The sequence below is a fragment of the Campylobacter concisus genome (assembly GCF_003049085.1).
Classification (GTDB): Bacteria; Campylobacterota; Campylobacteria; order Campylobacterales; family Campylobacteraceae; genus Campylobacter_A; species Campylobacter_A concisus_H.
This window is the reverse complement of the sequence record NZ_PIQX01000002.1, coordinates 273460-292717: the sequence shown is the minus strand read 5'-3', so window position 1 is coordinate 292717 and position 19258 is coordinate 273460. Positions and strand designations below refer to the sequence as shown.

28 protein-coding genes and 1 pseudogene are annotated in these 19258 nt (G+C 41.8%); 5 read left to right on the top strand and 24 right to left on the bottom strand.

Annotated features, from left to right (window positions below; genetic code table 11):
* Positions 1–292 precede the first annotated feature (292 nt).
* Positions 293–829 carry a hypothetical protein gene (locus CVT13_RS03880; protein WP_021087171.1) on the top strand — a complete coding sequence of 179 codons (537 nt, stop codon included), beginning with the start codon at positions 293–295 and terminating at the stop codon, positions 827–829.
* Between the two features lie 371 nt (positions 830–1200).
* Here CVT13_RS03880 and CVT13_RS03870 read toward each other — a convergent pair whose 3' ends face one another.
* The 9 genes and pseudogenes from CVT13_RS03870 to CVT13_RS03830 form a co-directional block, all read right to left on the bottom strand.
* Positions 1201–1545, bottom strand: coding sequence for a hypothetical protein (locus CVT13_RS03870; protein ID WP_107811668.1), 345 nt, complete (start codon positions 1543–1545; stop codon positions 1201–1203).
* A 3-nt stretch (positions 1546–1548) separates the two neighbouring features.
* Positions 1549–2046 carry a hypothetical protein gene (locus tag CVT13_RS03865; protein WP_021087196.1) on the bottom strand — a complete coding sequence of 166 codons (498 nt, stop codon included), beginning with the start codon at positions 2044–2046 and terminating at the stop codon, positions 1549–1551.
* 2 nt (positions 2047–2048) lie between these two features.
* The gene (locus tag CVT13_RS03860; protein WP_107811667.1) at positions 2049–2438 is read right to left on the bottom strand and encodes a phage tail terminator-like protein; all 390 of its coding nucleotides are present in this window, start codon (positions 2436–2438) and stop codon (positions 2049–2051) included.
* Positions 2431–2817, bottom strand: coding sequence for an HK97 gp10 family phage protein (locus CVT13_RS03855; RefSeq protein ID WP_107811666.1), 387 nt, complete (start codon positions 2815–2817; stop codon positions 2431–2433). Before CVT13_RS03855 ends, CVT13_RS03860 begins: the two co-directional genes overlap by 8 nt.
* Positions 2814–3179 carry a hypothetical protein gene (locus tag CVT13_RS03850; RefSeq protein WP_087584258.1) on the bottom strand — a complete coding sequence of 122 codons (366 nt, stop codon included), beginning with the start codon at positions 3177–3179 and terminating at the stop codon, positions 2814–2816. The genes CVT13_RS03855 and CVT13_RS03850 overlap by 4 nt, the downstream gene beginning before the upstream one ends.
* Positions 3173–3637 carry a DnaT-like ssDNA-binding protein gene (locus CVT13_RS03845; protein ID WP_107811665.1) on the bottom strand — a complete coding sequence of 155 codons (465 nt, stop codon included), beginning with the start codon at positions 3635–3637 and terminating at the stop codon, positions 3173–3175. Before CVT13_RS03845 ends, CVT13_RS03850 begins: the two co-directional genes overlap by 7 nt.
* Positions 3634–3933 (bottom strand): hypothetical protein, encoded by a 300-nt coding sequence (locus CVT13_RS03840; protein WP_087584256.1) that lies wholly within the window; start codon positions 3931–3933, stop codon positions 3634–3636. Before CVT13_RS03840 ends, CVT13_RS03845 begins: the two co-directional genes overlap by 4 nt.
* Before the next feature lie 10 nt (positions 3934–3943).
* Positions 3944–4886 (bottom strand): annotated as a pseudogene (locus CVT13_RS10390) (major capsid protein).
* A 19-nt stretch (positions 4887–4905) separates the two neighbouring features.
* Complete coding sequence (locus tag CVT13_RS03830; protein ID WP_107811664.1) at positions 4906–5496, bottom strand: hypothetical protein; 591 nt, start codon at positions 5494–5496, stop codon at positions 4906–4908.
* Positions 5497–5696: 200 nt separating this feature from the next.
* Between CVT13_RS03830 and CVT13_RS03825 the strand changes: the two genes are divergently transcribed.
* Positions 5697–5939 carry a hypothetical protein gene (locus tag CVT13_RS03825; RefSeq protein ID WP_107811663.1) on the top strand — a complete coding sequence of 81 codons (243 nt, stop codon included), beginning with the start codon at positions 5697–5699 and terminating at the stop codon, positions 5937–5939.
* On the opposite strand, the gene CVT13_RS03820 is transcribed toward CVT13_RS03825, so the two are convergent.
* From CVT13_RS03820 to CVT13_RS03760, 13 genes are all read right to left on the bottom strand, one after another.
* Positions 5926–7458, bottom strand: a complete 1533-nt coding sequence (locus CVT13_RS03820; RefSeq protein WP_107811662.1) for a minor capsid protein — start codon at positions 7456–7458, stop codon at positions 5926–5928. The genes CVT13_RS03825 and CVT13_RS03820 overlap by 14 nt on opposite strands.
* The gene (locus CVT13_RS03815) at positions 7445–8842 is read right to left on the bottom strand and encodes a DUF4055 domain-containing protein (RefSeq protein ID WP_107811661.1); all 1398 of its coding nucleotides are present in this window, start codon (positions 8840–8842) and stop codon (positions 7445–7447) included. Before CVT13_RS03815 ends, CVT13_RS03820 begins: the two co-directional genes overlap by 14 nt.
* A gap of 29 nt (positions 8843–8871) precedes the next feature.
* Positions 8872–10131: a phage terminase large subunit gene (locus CVT13_RS03810; protein ID WP_107811660.1), complete on the bottom strand. Its 1260-nt coding sequence runs from the start codon at positions 10129–10131 to the stop codon at positions 8872–8874.
* Positions 10124–10588 (bottom strand): hypothetical protein, encoded by a 465-nt coding sequence (locus tag CVT13_RS10245; protein WP_199907270.1) that lies wholly within the window; start codon positions 10586–10588, stop codon positions 10124–10126. Before CVT13_RS10245 ends, CVT13_RS03810 begins: the two co-directional genes overlap by 8 nt.
* A 9-nt stretch (positions 10589–10597) precedes the next feature.
* On the bottom strand, positions 10598–10984 hold the full coding sequence (locus CVT13_RS03800) for a hypothetical protein (RefSeq protein WP_199907269.1): 387 nt from the start codon (positions 10982–10984) through the stop codon (positions 10598–10600).
* Entirely contained in the window at positions 10985–11380 is a 396-nt protein-coding gene (locus CVT13_RS03795; RefSeq protein WP_107811659.1) for a VRR-NUC domain-containing protein, read from the bottom strand. It lies immediately after the preceding gene.
* Positions 11380–11682 (bottom strand): hypothetical protein, encoded by a 303-nt coding sequence (locus tag CVT13_RS03790; RefSeq protein WP_107811658.1) that lies wholly within the window; start codon positions 11680–11682, stop codon positions 11380–11382. The genes CVT13_RS03795 and CVT13_RS03790 overlap by 1 nt, the downstream gene beginning before the upstream one ends.
* A complete protein-coding gene (locus CVT13_RS03785; protein WP_107811657.1) occupies positions 11679–12347 on the bottom strand; it encodes a DNA-methyltransferase in 669 nt (222 codons plus the stop codon). The genes CVT13_RS03790 and CVT13_RS03785 overlap by 4 nt, the downstream gene beginning before the upstream one ends.
* Entirely contained in the window at positions 12347–12529 is a 183-nt protein-coding gene (locus tag CVT13_RS03780; protein ID WP_107811656.1) for a hypothetical protein, read from the bottom strand. The genes CVT13_RS03785 and CVT13_RS03780 overlap by 1 nt, the downstream gene beginning before the upstream one ends.
* Position 12530: 1 nt before the next feature.
* A complete protein-coding gene (locus tag CVT13_RS03775; RefSeq protein WP_107811655.1) occupies positions 12531–13157 on the bottom strand; it encodes a DUF6475 domain-containing protein in 627 nt (208 codons plus the stop codon).
* Positions 13144–13992 carry a helix-turn-helix domain-containing protein gene (locus CVT13_RS03770; protein ID WP_107811654.1) on the bottom strand — a complete coding sequence of 283 codons (849 nt, stop codon included), beginning with the start codon at positions 13990–13992 and terminating at the stop codon, positions 13144–13146. The genes CVT13_RS03775 and CVT13_RS03770 overlap by 14 nt, the downstream gene beginning before the upstream one ends.
* Positions 13993–14074: 82 nt before the next feature.
* Positions 14075–14344, bottom strand: coding sequence for a hypothetical protein (locus tag CVT13_RS03765; RefSeq protein WP_107811653.1), 270 nt, complete (start codon positions 14342–14344; stop codon positions 14075–14077).
* Entirely contained in the window at positions 14331–14564 is a 234-nt protein-coding gene (locus tag CVT13_RS03760) for a hypothetical protein (protein ID WP_107770841.1), read from the bottom strand. The genes CVT13_RS03765 and CVT13_RS03760 overlap by 14 nt, the downstream gene beginning before the upstream one ends.
* Positions 14565–14673: 109 nt before the next feature.
* Here CVT13_RS03760 and CVT13_RS03755 point away from each other — a divergent pair, with 109 nt between their 5' ends.
* The 3 genes from CVT13_RS03755 to CVT13_RS03745 all read left to right on the top strand — a co-directional run bounded on the left by CVT13_RS03755 (position 14674) and on the right by CVT13_RS03745 (position 18020).
* Complete coding sequence (locus CVT13_RS03755; protein ID WP_107811652.1) at positions 14674–15345, top strand: XRE family transcriptional regulator; 672 nt, start codon at positions 14674–14676, stop codon at positions 15343–15345.
* A 108-nt stretch (positions 15346–15453) separates the two neighbouring features.
* Positions 15454–17136: an AAA family ATPase gene (locus CVT13_RS03750; protein ID WP_107811651.1), complete on the top strand. Its 1683-nt coding sequence runs from the start codon at positions 15454–15456 to the stop codon at positions 17134–17136.
* Between the two features lie 11 nt (positions 17137–17147).
* Positions 17148–18020 carry a DNA adenine methylase gene (locus CVT13_RS03745; RefSeq protein ID WP_107811650.1) on the top strand — a complete coding sequence of 291 codons (873 nt, stop codon included), beginning with the start codon at positions 17148–17150 and terminating at the stop codon, positions 18018–18020.
* 190 nt (positions 18021–18210) lie between these two features.
* Here CVT13_RS03745 and CVT13_RS10185 read toward each other — a convergent pair whose 3' ends face one another.
* Complete coding sequence (locus CVT13_RS10185) at positions 18211–18636, bottom strand: hypothetical protein (protein WP_159071100.1); 426 nt, start codon at positions 18634–18636, stop codon at positions 18211–18213.
* Positions 18633–19214 (bottom strand): Panacea domain-containing protein, encoded by a 582-nt coding sequence (locus tag CVT13_RS03735; protein ID WP_107811649.1) that lies wholly within the window; start codon positions 19212–19214, stop codon positions 18633–18635. The genes CVT13_RS10185 and CVT13_RS03735 overlap by 4 nt, the downstream gene beginning before the upstream one ends.
* Between the last annotated feature and the right edge of the window lie 44 nt (positions 19215–19258).

The following is a 19258-nucleotide window of genomic DNA, read 5'->3' as shown; positions in this document are numbered from 1 at the left end:
CCTTATAATTTAACTCAATTTAAACATTTTTTTGCCTTTTTATGGTATATTTAGCATCTTAAATGAATTAAATTAAGTATGGCGGTATGAATACTCAATCAACTTTAGATATTTTTAATAGAATAGCCGAACTATTCAAAGACCAGCCGTGCTTTTTATCCAATGTTCTTATTTTTATTATTGCTTGCGCCTTTGCTTATTTTATTATTAAATTAAACTATAAACACGCAAAGAAGCTCGAAGAAACAAGAATAAGACAATTCCAAGAACTTTCAAAAGGGAGGAAGAAGAAATGACTAGTTCTTTAATTGTGGCATTAGTTTTGTGCGTCGGAATAACATTGCTTTTAGTCAGATACCATCAAACGACGACTAAACTCTCTCTTGAAAAAAGATGGGAATTAGTTAACTTAATAAAAGAAGTTGAAGCCGACGAGGATTACAGCGAAGATTTTAAGCAACTACTTTACGCAATGTTTACAGACTCCGTCGATAAAAATTTATTTCCTTCGGCCTTATGGTTTACGATTAAAATACTGCTAACGGATAAAAAAGGTTTTTATGAGAAAAGAGACGCTGTTGTGGTAAGAATAAAAAAGAGCCAAAAAGAACTTGAAACATATAAAAAAGGTTTTTCTATTGCACTCAAAATAAATATGCTTGCTGCGCCGCATTGGTATATACTTTTTGCAATTGCAGCTATATTGTTTACTATTATAATGTTGATTGTGGGCGCAATATTTGAAAAAACTACAAATATTTTTAAAAAGGCGGGCAAAGCGCTTAACGATACTACTTTGGCAATGCCAACATTACTAACGCAACGCTAAAAAGTATCCTTTAAAAGACTACTTCATGAATTTTTCTTTGATAGATGAAAAAGATTTCGGGTTAAATTCGCCTTGATACGGCGCATAGGCCTGCTTGTCGTCGTTATTTAATTCGGCGGCGTAGATACGGCTTAAGTTGCGTAAAACCGATATTTCCCACCAATTGAATTTGTCGCCCGTTAGCTCGGTATAATTTTTAATATCGTTAAAATCCAAGGCTACCGCGCCAAAGCCGCTATTTTTGCAATATCCTAGCTCGTCAAGCGCGTGTAGTAGATGTCGTCCTTGGGTTACCTGAGGGAACTCGCGCTCTTTAACGTCGGTTTTTGCGTAGTAGGCTAGCTGCCTAACGTATAGCGCGAGCTCGTCGCTTACTTTTTTAAAAAATTTCTCGCATTCTCCGCAAAACGCTCGACTTGATTAGCAATTAGCGGATAGGTTTCGTAAATTCTTTTAGCTTCGTCGGGGCTAAATTTTAGCTCTTTGCCGTTTTCGCTAATGCCGCTCCAGCCTACCGTAAGCCCCACCATAACCTCTAGCGTGCTTTGTTCGGCGCCTTTATTTTCTTTTACGGCGTTCATAAATACCTCGCGTCCTTTTTTGCCGTGAAAACTTAGCACTTTGATTTTGATGTCGGTCGGTTTGTTGTCAAGATCGAGGATGGTTAGCTCGACACCCGTTTCACCGTTGCTTATATCGAAATTCTTTAAATCCATAACTTACGCCCCCTTAGCCTCTATGATGTCGTCTAGGCGTGTTATTTTGATGGTTATCGGTACGCGCACGACGTCGTCTTTTGCGATAGATACGCCAGTTTTGGTGTTTATAAACTCGCCCGTGATGTAGGTCGGGTTTTTATTTGCTCCCGTCGCAGGCTCGTCACTACCCACGATGATAAATTGCTTTCGTAGTTTCTTGTTAAACATCTCGGTAAGCTCTTTTACGCCGTTATTTTGCCCCGCCGCATAAAATAGCTTTAATTCCGTCTCGCTATAGCTTATAGCACCCTGGGATACTGCCGTAGCATCCTCGTCTATGCACTCGTATTCGTTGGTTTTACGGGTTTTGGTAAAGTCGCCCAAATCCTCTAAATACGCTATACGTTTTGCCGATGTTAGCGCCGTTTTTATTTTAGCCGCATCGCCCAAATCGACGCTAGTGTCGCAAATATAAAATTTAGTAAGCTGGCTATCTGTTACTTTTAACTGCTCCGCCATTTTCACTCCTTATAAGATTTAAAATAAATAGAAACGGCCACGCCGTAGCGATCGCCGTCAATGCCTAAAATATTAACGCTCGTCGGAGCGGTAATAAAAACCTCATTTTCTAGCTTTACGCCTACTTTAAAAGCTTTTTCGTAAAGTCTCGCCCTCTCAAGAACGTTTTTAACGCCCTCGCCTGCCGGGTAGCGTAAGGTTATTTGAAACACGCCCAATACTTCTGAAATACTATCATCAATTACAGCAGCGCTTGGTTTGGCGGGTAAAAAATGTAGTTGTTGGTAAGGCTCGCCCGCTCTAGGATTAAACGTCGTGTTTTCAAACGCCGTATCGATAGCCGGCGTAACCGCTAAAACCGCTTTTTCTAAAGCCTGACGAATTCTAAGCACGTGCCGCCCTTTTTACTATTTGCTTCCAGCGGATAGCATTGCGCCTTACCATACCTTGCGGGGCCTTTACCTTACTCCAACCCTCAAACTCTATGCGAAAGGCATAAGGCAAATTGTTTGTAAAATAAAAGGTTTTATCTAGCGCTAGCTGATTGTTTACGAGGCTATTGGACCTATCTCCCGCCTCGTTTGCGGTCGCTTCTGTTGTCTGCTCGCTAGCCGCGCCCGTGCTAGGAAACCAATTATTTTTAAGCCTACCCGTATCTACCGGCGTATCGCTGATGATGTCTGAAGTTAGATCAATGACTGATTTTTTAAAGATTTTCAGCACTTTTTCTTGAGCCTTTGCGCTAAAGTTATTTATCTGCCTATCAATCATTTTGCAACTCCTATTAGCTGATGTAACGCCACGTCCTCGCCTCCCCATACCGCGTCATTGTATTTGATGGTATAGGAGCAGTGAGGAAACTCTATTACGTCGTTGTTTTGCGGCATAAATGGCAAAGATTTAGCGGCTATCAAGATCACGTTATCACCTTCGTTTAATAAGCTTTTTTCTATTAAATTTGAGTAGCTTTTCGCGCTATCGATATACGCCTTTACTTTGTATTCGCTTATCTGTTCGGTCATTCCGCCAGTTTCTGGGTCGTAAATTTGCCCGCTTTTGCGTTTATACGTGCCTACTTTGCCGAATTTTTCGAGCAGTTTAAACGCCGTATTTTTGGCTTTTTCGTTTAGCATCGCTCTAGCCTTATTACCATTGCGCTACTCGGTTTTAAAAACGGCTTCAAAAGGCTAGCTACGTAAGCGTATTTGGTGGCGGGGTCTGCGTTTTGCGCGTATTCCACCTCGATACTGCCTACTTTTTCTTTTGTAGTTAGTCGCTCGACGTCGCTCATTAACTCGCCCGCGTTTGCTCTTATAGCCAGCTCGCATACGGCGGATTTAAGCTTAGCAGGCATCCCAAACGGCGAGCACGGGAAACTCAAAGCTTGATCGGCTTTTAATCTCTCGCCTTGCCATTTATCAAAATATACCGCCTCTAAATAATCCGTCGCCTTGATAATGGCTGCCTCTTTATCCGCGCTACCCAGCCCCGCCCACGTTTGGTTGCCGCGTGCCGAAAAGTACTCATTGGCAAACTCGACCGAAACGTAAGCGTCGGCATTAGCTAGCCCGGTGCCGTTCTCGGGTATCATTGTCCTAGCTTCTCTTTTATGGCGGCTTTCGTGCCGTCCGCGTTAGTATATTCAACGCCCAAATGAGCCGCTAGCAACTTCAATTCGCCCGCTTTTAACGTATCGAGCCTTGAAATCAGCTCGTCGTAATCGACTTCTTGCGTCGCACCCTTTAGCGTCAGCTCGGGCGGGTCTTTCACTCCGTCGCCATCGTCGAATTTAGCGTCGATGATTGTTAGCCCTCGCTCTTTGGCTAGGGCTTTAACGTCCTCGTTATACTGAAACGTCGGGAATTCTACATACCAAATTTTAGACATTTACCGCCTCCTAGTTTTTAGCCGCGTCGCCTATTAGTAGCACGCCTGCGGTATCTTTATCGCTAGCCGCGATCTTATCCCAGTTCGTGCCCGTGCCTAGTTTTGCGTTATCCGGGCTTTTGCCGCCGTTTGCCGTGTCCCAAGAATAGCCTTTGAGCGATAGTCCAAACGTATAGTCCGCTTGATAAGTCGTTTCTATGCGCTCTTTGCCGTTGTTGGTCTGAATATTCGTGATTAGATCGCCTGCGTCGCTTACTATCGCAGCACCGGTCGTTAGCGCCAAAACGTAGTCTTTATTCGGCGTTCCCGCTTTATACAAAGCCGGCGCGTCGGTCACTACTATTATGCGCCCTAAAATATCAACGACGCGTACGTTTTCAGCCTTAAATAGCTGTGCGACGTTGGCTAAATTTTGACCGATTAGCTTATGAAATACAGCGCCTCTCATTATATTAGCCGTTATCGCCGAATTTGGCATACGCGTTGTTTAGGTTGGCCTGGTTTATGCCGCCACTAGCACTTACATCATTTACTACGCCCGCGTTATTACCGATAGCGCCTACGAGTGCGGAGATGGCCGTATTTAACATATCGCTTATCATCGCCTCGCTCATATTTCTTGAAATCACTTCAAGAGCTACGGACGGATCTTTTTTTATCCACGTTAGCTGCCCCGGCTCAAACACTACCGGGCCAAATCCACCTGCTACTTTTACGGCGTTATCTTGCTCTTGTCTTAAGGTCGTAGACGTAGCCGCGGCATTGGCTGCGTATCTATCTACCCTGCGCTGTGCGGAGTGGATGCCTCTAAAAAAGCTCTCTTGCATAAAATCGCCGTCTATGCCCTGTGCGTTTAGAATTATCGTGCCGCCGCTAGCCGCGTTAAATTTCTCTATGTCTTGACTTAGCGTCTCGATCGTAGTGCCTGCTAGGTATTCGGAAAATACCTTCATGTCGCTTAGTGCCATATTTTCATTCCTTTAGGTTAAATTTCTCTTTTATCGCGGCTATTCGCTCCTCGCGAGTGCCGCCCCATTTAGCGCCGATATTTACGCTACCGCCGCCTCCGCTAGCTCCTCCGCCTTGACCTTGAGGCGCCGCTATGAAAGCTTTACCGTCTTTTTGCGCCCACTCGCTCACAAACTCGCTTATAGGCTTATCCGCAATATACGCCTTTAGTTCACCCTTGTCGTCTTTCAAGCTAGCATTGCCGCGCAAAAGAGCTTTGGCCGCTTCCAAAAACTCCGCTTTTACGCCGGCTTTTGCGAGATTGTCGCTCAGCCCCGCGTCGACTAGATACTTATTTAGCGAGCCGTTAGCGTTAGCTAGATCGGCGTTTAGCTTTTTCGTATCGGTATCGTATTTTTTGGCGAGCTTATCGTTCTCTGCTTTTAGCTCGTCGTATTTAGCTTCAAGCTCGGCGTATTTCTCAGCTTCCACCGCGTCGCTATTTTTAGCTTTTAGCTTTTTTACCTCGCTTAAAAGCTCTTTGTTTTTAGCGCTCATTGCTTCTTTTTCTGCTTGCAAATCACCGACTTGCTTTTTTAGCTCCTCAATATCCATCCTATCCTCCACGAGAGTTAAATTTAAGGCACGGCCTTTGATAGAATAGTAACTTAAATTTTAAAGCGGTTTGGTTTGGTGAAAAAGTGGTATAATTACGACAAGAGGGTTTCTAGGGGAGCCACCCTAGAATAAAAATCTTAGTGTCGAACGCCTTAAGGCTTTCCTTTTCGTATTCTTATATATTGCAAGGATAAAAAATGACTAAAAATGAAGCAGATTTTAAAGAGTTCTGCAAAACATACGCATCATTTAGACGTGCCGCTTATGAATATGGAGCAGAAAATAGTCTAACTTTAAAGGAAGCGTTTTTGGATCTAAAAAGACACGGGGAGTTTAGTGATTTCACCACTAATTTTAAAAAGAAAGCTTATTTTGAAAATGGCTATCAAATAGACGAAAAAGATGATGGAACTCTATACAAAAAGCCTATTTTACAGTAACAATTATCGCATTGCCATTATATTCAATATCTATAACTTCATAGCTTTCATTGCTATTAACCAAAACTTCATTTTCTGATTGAAATTTAGCAAATTCAGTTATATTAATTTCATTTCCTCGCGCTTTTGTTTTTATTATAACCGCTTTATACACGTTTTCTTGATTATACCCCGCAAAACCATTCGCCACTTCTTCTTTTAGCGAGAAGCTAGATATTGCCTTGTCTGAGTATTTATCTCCAATTTTAATATTAAAAAAATCCGATTTCTCATATTGTTCTTGTGTTTTTAATCTTATGCCTCTAAAAATTGGCGTATTCCCCTCCACGTTGCTTTCATATTTATCAAATAACCCCAGAAGGTCATCAATTTGTGTTTTGAAACTAGCTGATACCTGCTTTATGCTACCATACATATAAGCTCGTATCGTCCTATAATCCCCATAACCCCACCCGTATATGCTATCTTTCTCGTCTTTGCTTAAATTTTCAGCCGTAAATGGCAGTTTTTGCGGATTTGCTTTAATAAGCCCGTCTAAATTTACACTCCGCCCCTGCTGCGTGATTAAATCCCGCATCGTGATCTTGCCTTGCATAAAAAGCTCGGCTCTGCCTTTTCCTAGCGTCTTTTCTATCACTTCGGGGCTTTGGGTTTTTAACCAGTCGTTAAAGCTCATGTCCTGCGGCACGTAGCCGTTCATACTTGACCTAGTGCGACCGCTCGCTTCGTCCATTCCCTCGACGTCTAGTTCATCCCAGCTTTTAGTTACGGGTATTATGGTGCTACGGCAATTAAAATGAGTATTTACGCGCGGTTTGCGAAACGGGAAGTCGTGCCCGATGGGCTTGTAGTCTTTATCCCACATTAGGCCATCGTAAGCTCTGCATAGTGCAGACGTGCGAGTATCTAGCGTGGCTTGGTATTTGTAGCATTTTATGACGTCGTCGTTTGCCTCAAAAAAGGCTTGGCGAATTTCGCTTACTATCGCGCCCGCTCCGGTTAGAGCGATAGCGGTAGCGTCACGTTTATTTTTCTCTAAAACGTGCGCTATTCTTTGCGCTAGCATCGGCGTCGTCTCGCCTAAGCTCACGCCTATTTTTAATTCGCGTTCAAGGCGTTTTTTCTGATCGGCGTTTAGCCCGTTATTCCACGCTTTGACGGTCGCGCCCTCTAATTGTGCGCTATCTACTAGCCGCTCGATGCTGCTCTCTGGCAATACGCTAGAAAACAGATTAAACCCCGCTAGCTCGTTGTAGTCTAGTAGATGGTCTTGCTCGTTTTGCGCCAGCGTTAAGAAATCTTTACGCAAATCGGGCGTTTTTAGGCTTTGCTTTAAATCGCTTATCGTTTGGGCTAGGTTATTCGTTACGTTTTTCTTTTTTAAAATTTGCGCCTGCAAATCCGCGATCATATCGTCATAAAATTTAGCTACTTTTTTACTTAGCCCGTTTTTTATCCGCTCGTGCAAAAGAGAGCGCGCTACTTCAAGCTCGGCTATTAGTTGATTAAACGGCTTCATCGCTCGGCGTTACCTGCGGGCGGGCTTGTTCTAGTTTAGCCTGATAGTCCTCGTAGCTTTGGATGGTTTCAGGCATTAGCTCGCCCTTTAAGAGCGCATCGTAAAGCACTTCGTTTGGAATATCCCCGCTTTGGATGCCGGCTATAATTTGCGCTAATAGCTGCGGTTCAATCATAGTTAGGTTGTAGTCGGTATTTATCTCATAAATCAAATTCTCGCCCGCGATATTCTCAAAAAAGGCGATGTCTTTTAAAAACGATACTATCCCCTCGCTAATCGTAGATGCGACATTGGTTAGTACCGCATTTTCGCCGCTCTTTCGCATTTGCAGCGTTTCGGTGGCTTCAGCCGTCTTTTTCTCGTCTAGCAGCAAGCGCACGCCTAAAATCGACATCCGCTTTTCTTTGACCGCGATACGGTTTTCAAGCGTACTTAAGCCGGCACCGCTAAATTCTAAAAAGCCAACCTTTGCGCTCGGATCGTTTATGACCCAAACGGCGGTAGAGCCTATTTTTAGCTTTTCGCTGCTCTCGCCTTGATAGCCCGTGACGTAAGGCGTAGGCAATGCCGTAAAATGCGTGCCGTGCTCTAAATCGACCTCGCTTCTAAAATGGCTGATATTAACCTTGGCCAAATCAAGCAAAGGCGGCTTTTCTACCGCTGTTTTTAAATCGTTCACGTTAAAAAACGTAAACGGTAGATACGCAAGCTTTTGCCCGTTTGCGCTCGGATAAATTTCGCTAACTACTTCAAAATTACCCGCCTTGGTTTCGCTAAATACTCTTTGGCGGTAGTAGCCCTCGTGTAAATCAAGCACTCGGTAACGCGTTTTTATCTTGTCTACAAACTCGTCCTGCGTCGGCTCGGCGTAAGTTTCAGTAAGCACCACGAGCGACGTAACGTTTGAGCCGTTTATTTTTGTAGTTTTCCAGTTGATGATATTTTCGGCCTTGTAAAGCGTGGCGTAGGCTCTTAAATTTAATCGTTCGGCTTCAAGTTTGGAGTATTCCGCCTTTTCGACGCTAGGCAGATCCACGAGCACGCCGCAACGCCCGACGCTTAGGCACTCGTTGGCAATGTTTTTGGCAAGGGCTTCTAGCGTATCGTCATCTAAACTCACATTTTCGGCTATGATCTTTAAGGCTTCGGGCAGCTCAACTTTAGGCGGCTTTGCAAATAGTAGCCCTGTTAGCGCGACCTGCGTTCTAGCCGTCACATTATAAAACTCCGCTCGCCCTACGTAGGAGCTGTATTCCTCCGCTTCTTGATCACTTAGTTTAGGCACGTATTTTTCTTTTGCCACCTCGCCCGCTAAGGCATCGCGCATTAGCTGCCATTTGGTTAAATTCTTAGAATATTCGGGATGTTTTGCATTTACCGCCATAAGAAGCCTTTTTTCTTTGCATTCTACTACTAAATGCCGACTACCTTGATTTGGTAATCTCGCGCCGTGATAGGGTATTTATACGCGATTAGATACCCTAGCGCGTCGTTGTAGTCGTCGTTTGCGGGGTGGGCGTCGCTTTTTTCGGGTAGCTGGGTTTTATTGTCCCACGCTTGCTGTTCAAGCGCCTTTGTCAAATTTGGGCATTTTGAGACATTGACGAGCAAGCGGCGTTTGTCAAATAGGTTATTTACGCAATTTACGCGGTCTTTAATGCTCGGATTTGAGTGATTTACGAATACTAAATGCCCCGCACCTCTTAAAATTTGCGCGTCCGTTTCGCTCGCGCTGGTTTTTCTATTTTGTCCGCTAGCATCGGGATATACGATAATTTTATGCCCTTTATACTTATCTTTTAGTGTCTGCGCCATTGCGTAGGTGTCGTAACTAATAACCTCATCTACCGCGTGCGTGGTTATTACGCCTTTTTTATCCGCTCGCTCTACGCAGACTACGTTTATGCAGCCGCCTACGTTAAAATCCGCGCCGATGTGTAGCGTTTCGCCCTCTTTGATAATCTCCGCGCTTGCGTGAGTGTCGCGGCTAAAATAGCTATACACGGTGCCGCTGATTAAATTTACGAATTCACCCTCTAAATACGCCTTAAGCAAATTCTCGGGGTATTGCTCTTTTAACGTGTCGATAAAATCGGGCGGCAGATATTTATTATCGGCGGTTTTTGCTTTGATTAGCCGTTTAGCCTCGCCGCCTTTTTCTATGAAAATTTGATACGTGGCGCGGAAACCCTCAGGCGTCGTCGTGATGATAAATTGCCTAGTATTGCCGGCTCTTAAACGCCCCAGTAGCTTCTCGTAAGCTTTTAGTGCGATCTCGGTTTTTGACGTATCAAACTCGTCGCATATTATCCAAGCGGCGTTTATGCCGATAAGTCGCTCCCAGTTTTCCATACTGCGGCATAAAATAGGCGTTTTGGCACCGTTTACGTCCAGAGTAAATACCGCGCTTGATTTATTAAATTTATACGGCACGCGCCATTCGACGAGCGCGTTTTCAAGATCGCCGAATAGTATATCGCGCAAGAGCGGATACGTTGGCTCGGTTATCACGCCCGCGCAACCCGGGTTTAGAAACGCTAGCTGCAAGGCTTTTCTAACCGCTGCGTAGGTTTTGCCCGCGCCGTAACCACTCACTAAACCTATAATTTTCGTGCTTGTGTCGGCTAGTAGCTCGTATTGGTGCGGTAGTAATTTGACCTCTAGTTTACTCATCTTTGCTTATGATTATTTGCGTATTGTTCTGCTGGGCGTTGGTGTTGGTTATCTGCGCCGTCGGCTCTTTGCCTAATACGGTTTCTTTATTGCGCGCGGTAATCCTGCTGTGGGCGTCAAGGTCGGATAAGTCCTCGACAAATTCTAAAAGCTCGTTCGCCTTTTGCTGATTTTTAATAGCGGAGTTTTGAAAATAAAGTAGGTGTTTTGTTTTTTCGTCGGCTATTTCGTCTAAAACGGAGATAACATTTTCCCTTTCTTTCCCCTTTTTTTCCGCAATTGTCTTTTTAGCTTCGATGTAGTCGGCGTTCTTGCCTTTTTCCCATTTTTCCTTTTTTGCCCTCTCGCTTATCTTGCTTATACTTATGCCCGTCTTTTGATTTATCTGCGATAGGGTGTATTGCCCGCTCTCAAAATATGCTTTAGCGCGCTCCCACTTTTCTACACTATACGCCACCCGCTCCCCTTAAAATTTAAACTCTAATTGTTCTTTTTTAACCCTACGCGGGCATTTGGTTTTGTTCCTTAGTTTCGCGCCGCTTTTGTCGTACGACCTCTCAAATACGCTATACGCCTCAATGTTTGCGAAGTCGTCGCGGCTAAATATAACGTCCGTTTTAGGGATTGTAGCCAATACGACTTCTTTATATGGTTTCATCGGATCGGTTTTAAATTCAGTACGCACGCCCTCTAGCACATCGAGGTATTCGGGCTTATATCTGGCAAATTCTAGGTCTTTATATGCCCGCTTCGGCTCTATGCCGATTTTTAGCGATATTACGCACGCCATAAGACGGAAGTCGTCATTAAAAAACTCCGATAATGCATAAAATCTATTGACGTCGTATTTCAATCAGCGCGTTCTCCATAGCTCGCTCTTGATAAAATCTATCGCCTCGCCCGAGCCGTAGCAAACTTTCGCCTTTGCGTAGTCGTAGCAGTTGATAGTATCTACCCAGTCCTCTTGTTCGTCCGATACTCTGCTTAGGCTCTTTTTTGCTCGTTTCATCTCTACAAATACGATCTTGCTGGGCAAAAATACGAGCATATCGGGAAAACCCGCGCTAGTTCCCATAGCTTTTAGTTTCTTTTTGTATTGCACGCTAGCTACTCTTTCGTTTGCTACGTGGGTAAAAGGGATTTTATTTACCCGTAGCCAGTCGGCAAAATACATCATCTCGTGATCTTCCAGCGGCACTTGCCCCGTAGCTTTCGCATATGCTAGGGTGTTTTCGTATTTTGGTATCATTAATATCCTGCCTCTACATATTCGCCCATTTCTGCGTCTAATGAGTAGTGTCCACGAATGCAAAAATAAAAATAATCCGAGTTTGAGCTTAGTCCCGCACCCTCGCAGAACTCTATCGCGTCTTGCTCGCTTGCGAATAAGGCCACTAGCCAACTTTTTTCTATCTCGCCCGCTTCTTTAAGCGTATCAAATAAAAATCGCTCTTTATATTTTAGACGTCCATTAGCATCAAACCAATCGTCGCTACCCTCTATCTCATCAAGATCTAGTTTATAAACTGCATAATTTAAGATTTCGCTCATATTAGCCCCTTTATCGTTTTTCTTAACCTTTTTTCGGCCATTTCGCAGTATTTAGCCTCTATCTCACAGCCGATAAAATTTCTATTTAACTCTTTGCACGCCGCCGCCGTTGTGCCACTACCCATAAATGGATCAAAAACTAACTCACCATCGTTTGAGCTAGTTAAAATCAAGCTTTTGATAATACTTAGTGGCTTTTCACTAGGATGTCCGTATTCGCTCTTTTTTGCGTTTTGAGTAAAGAGCTTTGATCTGCCTCTTATCTTGACGCCTTTGGCTCTTATGTAGATAATATTTTCGATGTCACTTTTAAAAGTATTGTTTGTAAAAGGTGCTGCGTTAGGCTTGTGCCAAAATAACTCAGCTACGTTAAGCCCTTTTTCATAAGCCCAGCTCATTATCTCAGGCTTTTGTTTGGTAGAGCAAAAGATGAATATATTTGTTTTTTTACAAATTCGTTCAAGCTCATTTAATGTAGCTTTAACGTCAAAGCCATCAGCTATCTTTGCCAAATCGCCCTTTTCATAGACTGGGCGCTTACCTAATCCACCGCCTTTTGTATTTATGATGTAAGGTGGGTCAGTAACGACCAAATCAACGCACGCATCAGGCATATTTTTCATAAAATTTAAGCAGTCAGTGTTATAAATTTTATTTAGTTCCATCAAAATAGCCCATTTATGTCATCGTCTTTGTGCTTCTCGTTCCACTTTCTCATTATTTCAAGTACACCGCTTGCGTCTTTACGGCTTATCTCAAAGCTATCAAGTATCTTTTTGTTTTCGTCCGCTACTTTTGCGATTATGCTAGCTCCGCTTTCGGTGATTGTGATATATATGGCTTTCATCTCACGCACCAATCCTTTTTATCGCACCCGCCACTATCGACTTAACGGGCGATTTTTGCGCCGTTAAGGCTTTAAATTTAGCCACATCCATAAATTTACCGTCGTTAGCTCCACCGATAAAATATACTGGCTCGTTTCCGCCTACGCCGTTAAAGCCGTTATTCGCCTCGCTCTCGCCGATTAGATAATCGGGACAAATTTGCGGGGTTTTCGCGTAAATCTTATAAAGCTTGGCAAAGTCCCACTTTTTAAAATTCTCCCAGTCTTGCCCTTCTAGGTTGCAAACCTTTACCCAGCCACCCCTAGCACGCACTACTGACATTATCGCTCCGTCTTTAAAGCACACGCTACGATAAGGTCCGTAGCGTCCTATCGCGTAAACCAGCTCGTCTAACGCTTTTTGCGCTTTGTCGCCCTCGTCTCCGTTAAGTGCTTCTAAAATTTCCGCAGACGTAGGCATCGTAGGATATTTTCGCGTTTGTCTGACTAGTTTTAGTGCCGCGGCTAATTCATTCGCCTCGTAGTCCATTAAGTCCTCGAAATAAAGTGCGATAACCGCCGGGCTAAGATCAGCCTTGTAGTATTCGACTATCGGCATAAATACGTCATAAAACTCATTTGTCGTCATAATTTCCTCCTACTCTGTGACCTTGACCGCTAGCTATTAGCTGGGCTTCAAATTCCCTAAAAGCTCGCATTGTGTTTAGTGTGCCTTGATTTAGGCCGTGCGGGTTTGTCGTAGCATTGTTTGGCACGTTGCGCCCGCTACCCCCTTGCGTCTTGGGCTTAAACACCCCTTGCCACTCGTTACGCATTGCTTCTCTTAGGCACTCATTGACGTCTATGCCCTCGCTCGCCCATTTAGCCCACTCGCTAAATTTCATCTCGATACCCTTTTGCGTCAATTTTTCCCTGCGCTCTTTTTTGTAAGATAGATATTCTTGCCAAAGGTTTGGATCGATGAAGTCAGGTAGTGAAACACCCTTAGGGGGTAGGGGGTTATTATTAGCTTGTAATTTTAATAGCTTGTAATTTTCTTGGCTTGTATTATTATTACGCGCGCATACATTATATGGCGGACGTTGGATTTCCCGTTCGCGGACGTTGGATTTTCCGTCGGCGACCTGATTTTCTCCGTCGGCGGACGTTGGATTTTCCGTTCGCGGACGAGCTGCGTTTTCTAGGGCTACGATCTTAATTTTTCGATTAGTTACTACCGCGCCGAATTTTTGCAATTCAACCTCGATGTAACCTAGATTTTTTAATTTTGTTACACCAGAGCTAGCCCAATCTTTAGACTTACCCAACTTCTCGCCTAAATACTCGTTAGACGCGTAACAATAGCCCTCTTTTGCCGACAAGGAGGATATTAAGATCAACAGCCTAAGCTCGTTTTGTATCCTTTCATCAAATAGCCAAGAATTAAAGCAAATTGCATATCCGTTTTGCAAATTATCACTCATCTTAGCCCTTTCCAAATTTCAATAAATGTGTCAAGTATCGCCATAACACAAAGAGTCACTAAAAGATATAATGGAGTATTCATCACGCTATCCTTTTAGCGGGTTTTAGTATTGACGTGCTGCACCCACTTATTGCGTCTTTTTTTGATCCGATCTCTATCAAATAGCCACGCTCTACTAGCTCATTTACACGGCCGCAAACGCTATTTATTGCTACGTTGTACCAGCGTGCTATTTCTTGCCTTGTTGCACCCTCTTTGTGCTGGCAAAACATCTCATATACGGCTCTACGCTTGCCACTTAACTCAGGCTTTAGTTTGTTATATGCCTCTAGGCTGTTACTCGCTACCATTTTTATTTTTCTCCTGCTTTTCTGCCTCTAAAATATATGCATTTAGCTTGTCGCCCCAAGCATAAAAGGGATGTCCCAACTCTTGCAAAGCTGCGTATCTCACATCCCCATTAGGTTTTTTGTTGTTTGATCCACATGCGTATGTATTGCAAGTCCCAGCCGACTTGTAAAATTTACCAAGCCATTTTCTAATCTTTTTTCTATATTCTGTCTGTTTCATAACCTTATATTACTATCTGTTATATAAAATATAACTTAAGGTTATTTGATTTTTAATGATTTTAGTTATAAAATATTACGCAAAGTTATATCTTGCAAAGGGGTAAAAAATGAAAGAATTTAAAGATAAATTGTCAGATTTACTAAAAGAAAAAGGTATAAATACTATACAATTTGCCGATATTTTAGGCATTTCACAGCCTTTAGTTAGCCAGTGGTTAGCTGGAGAAAAGAGGACAAAAAAACATTTATTGCCACTGGCTAAATTTTCAGGCTATCCGATCGCTTATTGGCTAGATGATGCCATAGAAAAACCGATAGAAGCCCATAAATATACAGATAATATATCTTCTAACAGTACCAAAACTGTATATATCCCTTTTTATAAAGACGGGGTAGTTTCTGCAGGTCGTGGCGCCGAAAACGACGATTTTGGCGAACCTGAATTGCTGCCTTTTAATCCAAACGATTTAAAAATTATGTTTAACGTTAGCCCACACGCAAAGTTAGGCATTGTTCCTTGTTTCGGTAACTCAATGGAGCCGACTATTAAAGAAAGTGACTTGGTTGTTTTTTGTGATGACATAAACCAAATAGAGGGCGCTATTTATGTTTGCAAATATGAAAACGAAATATTTATAAAAAGAATAAAAAAACGTCCTACATTGGCGTTAATAAGTGACAATAAGGACTATGAGCCAATAATTATCGAGGAAGAGTTAAACGTCGAAATTTTAGGGCGTGTTGTTGGTTGTTATGCCATAAACTCTAAACGAATTTAAAAGTCCATTGCGAAGTATATAAAGGGCTAACGTTTGAGGATTATGGGATAAAGTAGACGCGTAGTCGGTATCCATAAATTCAAAGAGGTTTTAGGGAAAGGATAGATAGTGAATGAAAAAGATATGCGCATTTTTATAAAGAAAATAACAATACATGACTTTAGAGCTTTTTCCGGCAAAAATCCGGATGGCAGCTCTAAGATATATGAAATCGAACTTGGCGAACATATAACTTGCATATCCGGACACAACGGAATAGGCAAATCTACCATTTTGGCCATGCTTAGTAATTGTGGCGAACTTAAAAAACGAGATGGAATTTTGCTAAATGGAGATCAATTTTCGGGTGAATATAGTTCAATTATAAAATATGATAAAGAATATGATACTACAGGCGAAAAATGTAGTATATTTTTTAGAACGCCAGACAATACGACGGATACATCAGGCTTTAGACTTCCAAAAATACTTAATTTTAGAGCTGCCGTCCAGCAGGATGGAACTAGGTATAGGTTGCTACCCAAAAAAACAGAAGAAAGACAAACTGAAAGTAAAATAGAGTGGCCAACTTATTATTTGGGCCTTTCAAGACTATACCCTATCGGAGAATCCGAAAATGTAGATATAAGCGGATTAAGAATTGATACTACAATTAAAGAAGAAATGTTTAGGGCATACTCTCATATTTTAAATGCCAATATTGCCGATAACATAGACTCAAGCTTCATAAGTCCGTCTGATGCCAAGAAAAAAAAGGGTGTTGGAATAAAAACGGATAAATACGGAGTATTATCTAATTCGTCCGGGCAGGATAATTTGGGACAAATTTTAATGACAGTATTTTCGTTTCAGAATCTAAAAAATACTCTAGAAAAAAAAGAAAATTACTGGCATGACGGCGGAATCTTACTTATAGACGAGATAGATGCTGCATTACACCCAGCTGCCCAAAATAAGCTCTTTAGGTTTTTATATAAAAAATCTCAAGAGTTAAACCTACAAATAGTCTTCACTACCCATAGCTTAAGTCTTTTAGAGTATATAACAAAAGCGCACACCCTAAATACACACAATAAATCTCTGGTCGTTCAGTATCTTACAAGCGGAAGGGGCGATGTTGAAATTTTAAAAAACCCAACGATAGAAAGAATTCGTCGCGATTTGCTAATATTAACCGGCGAAACAAAAGAGAACCCAAAAATAGATATACTTACGGAAGATGATGTCGGAAGATGGTTTTTAGAAAAGATTATCGATCAGTCTATCCTGGACATAAAGCTAAATTTTATAGACTGCACCTTTGGTTGCGGAGAGATAGCAAAGCTAGTTAGCGGTAGTAAAATTTTTAATAATATTATCGTGGTTTTAGACCCTGATATTTCAAGCCAACAAAGCAGGCAAGACGTAGAAAATAACTTAAAAAAAGGTAATGGTTATTGGGCATTGAAAAACCCGGTAGAGCGCGACGGTAGATGTATTTTTGCTCTACCCGGCGATAAACCTATCGAAAATATGCTATGGGAATACGTCAACGCTTCGCCAGAAAATCATAAAATGTATTTTGACCAAGCATTAGAGGAAGAAGGAATTTATAAAAGAAATTTAATTGATGAACAAATAAACGAGTTAACAAAACAAAAAGAATGGTTTTACAAGAATAAATATATAATGGATACAGTGCTTTATTATTGGATTGACGATAATAAAGATATTATTAATGACTTTATTAAGAATTTTAAGTGCGAATATAATAAAATAGCCAGAAAAATAGGCATAGATAAAATACAATAACCGAGGTAAAAATGCCGACAACGCTGTCTCCCCTCCGCTATCCGGGCGGAAAAAGCAAACTAGCCGACTTCGTGGATAATACCATAAAGCTAAACGGTATAGAAAAACCTATTTATTGTGAACCTTTTTGCGGCGGCGCGGGCGTGGCCATAGATTTATTGCTAAAAAATAAAGTAGATAAAATCATCTTAAACGACTACGATATAGGCATTTATTCTTTTTGGAAAGCCGTATTAGATGATACTGAAAGGCTTGTCCAAAAAATAGTTTCTACCAAAATAACAATACAAGACAGAAATAACCAGCGACAAATTTATGATGAACTATCAAAAAAAAGGGAGTATAACCTAGACCTTGCGTTTGCTACGCTATTTTTAAATAGAACAAGCGTGTCGGGCATCATAAGGGGCGGAGTTATAGGGGGAAAAGACCAAAAGGGCAAATATAAGATCGGCGATAGATTTAATAAAGAAAAGATTTTAGAAAAAATAAATCGTATAGCCGCCCTCAAAGATAAAATAGAATTATTTAATCTTGATTGTAGCGAACTTATAAATACTTACCTGAAAAACTATACCGATAAAAATAACTTATTTATATTCTTTGACCCGCCGTATTATAAACAAGGTAAAAACTTATATACTAATTTTTTTACCCACCAAGATCACGAAAATTTGGGCTTGGCCATAAAAAACATGGATGAGTATTTTTGGATATTAACATACGATCATGCCCCTGAAATATTGGAGATATATAAAAAAAACAACCCTAAAAAATATATGCTTCAATATTCGGCCAACATCAAAACTATGTCCACAGAGTTGTTTTTTTGTAGTCCAAGAACAATAGTCGAGTCTTTTGGGAAAGTAGAGTTTGAAGAATAAAGTAGTTTCTTTTGCTATATTATTACCGTTATATCTCTTTGCCCTCTCCGGCAAGGTTATCTCTATTCACGACGGCGACACGATCACGATACTTCAAGGCAAACAACAAATTAAGGTTAGATTGTTCGGTATCGACGCACCCGAACTAAAGCAGCCATACGGCAAGAAGTCAAAGCAGTTTTTGGCAAATTTAAAGGATATGTTTTTTGATTTGCCTTTTGACGACGGGACTTTGCTTTATGGCGGTTTTTATTTTGACGATAAATTCCGTCGGCAGTTTAACGCATTTTTTTAGGACGGCTCCGTTATTTATCAGCTCGTCCTTGCCCTTTTTAAAGCAATCGTTACAGTCTATGATACTATCTTTATAGATAAAATCAAACTCGCCGGCTTTGACGTCTATTATGCATTCTAGCATAGCGGGATTTGCGGCGCGTTTGCTAAACTCCGACGACGTTATCAGCGCCAACAGTAGCGCGCTATCGTCGTTATACGGCACCATGATATACATATGAGCCGATACGTTCGGATTGCGCTTGATAAATTCGGGGTCTTTGTAGATTATCAAAAATTCATCGGGCGTTTTTAGCGCGTCCTCTAGCTCGCTAATCGTCATTCAAAATCGCCCGTAAACCATTTTTTATTTAAATCTACTTGAGCTTGCGGGATGCTATCGTATGGACTGTCGGGCGGGTTTTTGCCGAAAAAGTCCAAAATATCCATATCTACGCATTTTTTATTTTTAAGCTCTTTTTTGTGCTTTCCCCACTCGCGATACTCGTGGGTGCTGTCTACCAGCTCCCACTGATCCATGCGTCCGAAATTTTCGAGCGCGAAATTTAAAGCTTCGAGATCGGTATCGCTTAGCTCGTCATAGTCCTCTACGTCGCCCAAAGCCTGAACTAGCCTATCGTCAAAGCTATGTATTATTTTTTGAGAAAATTTTTTATCGTCCTCCAAGACTTGATAAAAATTTTCCCTCATAATATCCAAAGCGATGCTAGATACCGGGCCGTGATCCATAGCCACGAACCTGTCTTTGGCTATTAGCCTGCCGTAAGCCCTTAGGTGGTATCTTTGCGCAAAAAAGAATAATTTTAAGATGGCCATTCTATTGGCGATTTTTTCCTTGTTGCCGCTGTATTTAGTTATAAGATAATGCAAGGCGTGCGCTATCGCTTTTACTTCAAACATTCGCGCTCCTTTCTACGTATTTGTTAAATTATATCGCAAGTAAG

Coding starts and splice junctions, on each gene's coding strand:
- CVT13_RS03880 (WP_021087171.1), top strand. CDS start 293: ATGACTAGTTCTTTAATTGTGGCATTAGTTTTGTGCGTCGGAATAACA.
- CVT13_RS03870 (WP_107811668.1), bottom strand. CDS start 1,545: ATGGATTTAAAGAATTTCGATATAAGCAACGGTGAAACGGGTGTCGAG.
- CVT13_RS03865 (WP_021087196.1), bottom strand. CDS start 2,046: ATGGCGGAGCAGTTAAAAGTAACAGATAGCCAGCTTACTAAATTTTAT.
- CVT13_RS03855 (WP_107811666.1), bottom strand. CDS start 2,817: ATGATTGATAGGCAGATAAATAACTTTAGCGCAAAGGCTCAAGAAAAA.
- CVT13_RS03850 (WP_087584258.1), bottom strand. CDS start 3,179: ATGCTAAACGAAAAAGCCAAAAATACGGCGTTTAAACTGCTCGAAAAA.
- CVT13_RS03845 (WP_107811665.1), bottom strand. CDS start 3,637: ATGATACCCGAGAACGGCACCGGGCTAGCTAATGCCGACGCTTACGTT.
- CVT13_RS03840 (WP_087584256.1), bottom strand. CDS start 3,933: ATGTCTAAAATTTGGTATGTAGAATTCCCGACGTTTCAGTATAACGAG.
- CVT13_RS03830 (WP_107811664.1), bottom strand. CDS start 5,496: ATGGATATTGAGGAGCTAAAAAAGCAAGTCGGTGATTTGCAAGCAGAA.
- CVT13_RS03825 (WP_107811663.1), top strand. CDS start 5,697: ATGACTAAAAATGAAGCAGATTTTAAAGAGTTCTGCAAAACATACGCA.
- CVT13_RS03820 (WP_107811662.1), bottom strand. CDS start 7,458: ATGAAGCCGTTTAATCAACTAATAGCCGAGCTTGAAGTAGCGCGCTCT.
- CVT13_RS03815 (WP_107811661.1), bottom strand. CDS start 8,842: ATGGCGGTAAATGCAAAACATCCCGAATATTCTAAGAATTTAACCAAA.
- CVT13_RS03810 (WP_107811660.1), bottom strand. CDS start 10,131: ATGAGTAAACTAGAGGTCAAATTACTACCGCACCAATACGAGCTACTA.
- CVT13_RS03795 (WP_107811659.1), bottom strand. CDS start 11,380: ATGATACCAAAATACGAAAACACCCTAGCATATGCGAAAGCTACGGGG.
- CVT13_RS03790 (WP_107811658.1), bottom strand. CDS start 11,682: ATGAGCGAAATCTTAAATTATGCAGTTTATAAACTAGATCTTGATGAG.
- CVT13_RS03785 (WP_107811657.1), bottom strand. CDS start 12,347: ATGGAACTAAATAAAATTTATAACACTGACTGCTTAAATTTTATGAAA.
- CVT13_RS03780 (WP_107811656.1), bottom strand. CDS start 12,529: ATGAAAGCCATATATATCACAATCACCGAAAGCGGAGCTAGCATAATC.
- CVT13_RS03775 (WP_107811655.1), bottom strand. CDS start 13,157: ATGACGACAAATGAGTTTTATGACGTATTTATGCCGATAGTCGAATAC.
- CVT13_RS03770 (WP_107811654.1), bottom strand. CDS start 13,992: ATGAGTGATAATTTGCAAAACGGATATGCAATTTGCTTTAATTCTTGG.
- CVT13_RS03765 (WP_107811653.1), bottom strand. CDS start 14,344: ATGGTAGCGAGTAACAGCCTAGAGGCATATAACAAACTAAAGCCTGAG.
- CVT13_RS03760 (WP_107770841.1), bottom strand. CDS start 14,564: ATGAAACAGACAGAATATAGAAAAAAGATTAGAAAATGGCTTGGTAAA.
- CVT13_RS03755 (WP_107811652.1), top strand. CDS start 14,674: ATGAAAGAATTTAAAGATAAATTGTCAGATTTACTAAAAGAAAAAGGT.
- CVT13_RS03745 (WP_107811650.1), top strand. CDS start 17,148: ATGCCGACAACGCTGTCTCCCCTCCGCTATCCGGGCGGAAAAAGCAAA.
- CVT13_RS10185 (WP_159071100.1), bottom strand. CDS start 18,636: ATGACGATTAGCGAGCTAGAGGACGCGCTAAAAACGCCCGATGAATTT.
- CVT13_RS03735 (WP_107811649.1), bottom strand. CDS start 19,214: ATGTTTGAAGTAAAAGCGATAGCGCACGCCTTGCATTATCTTATAACT.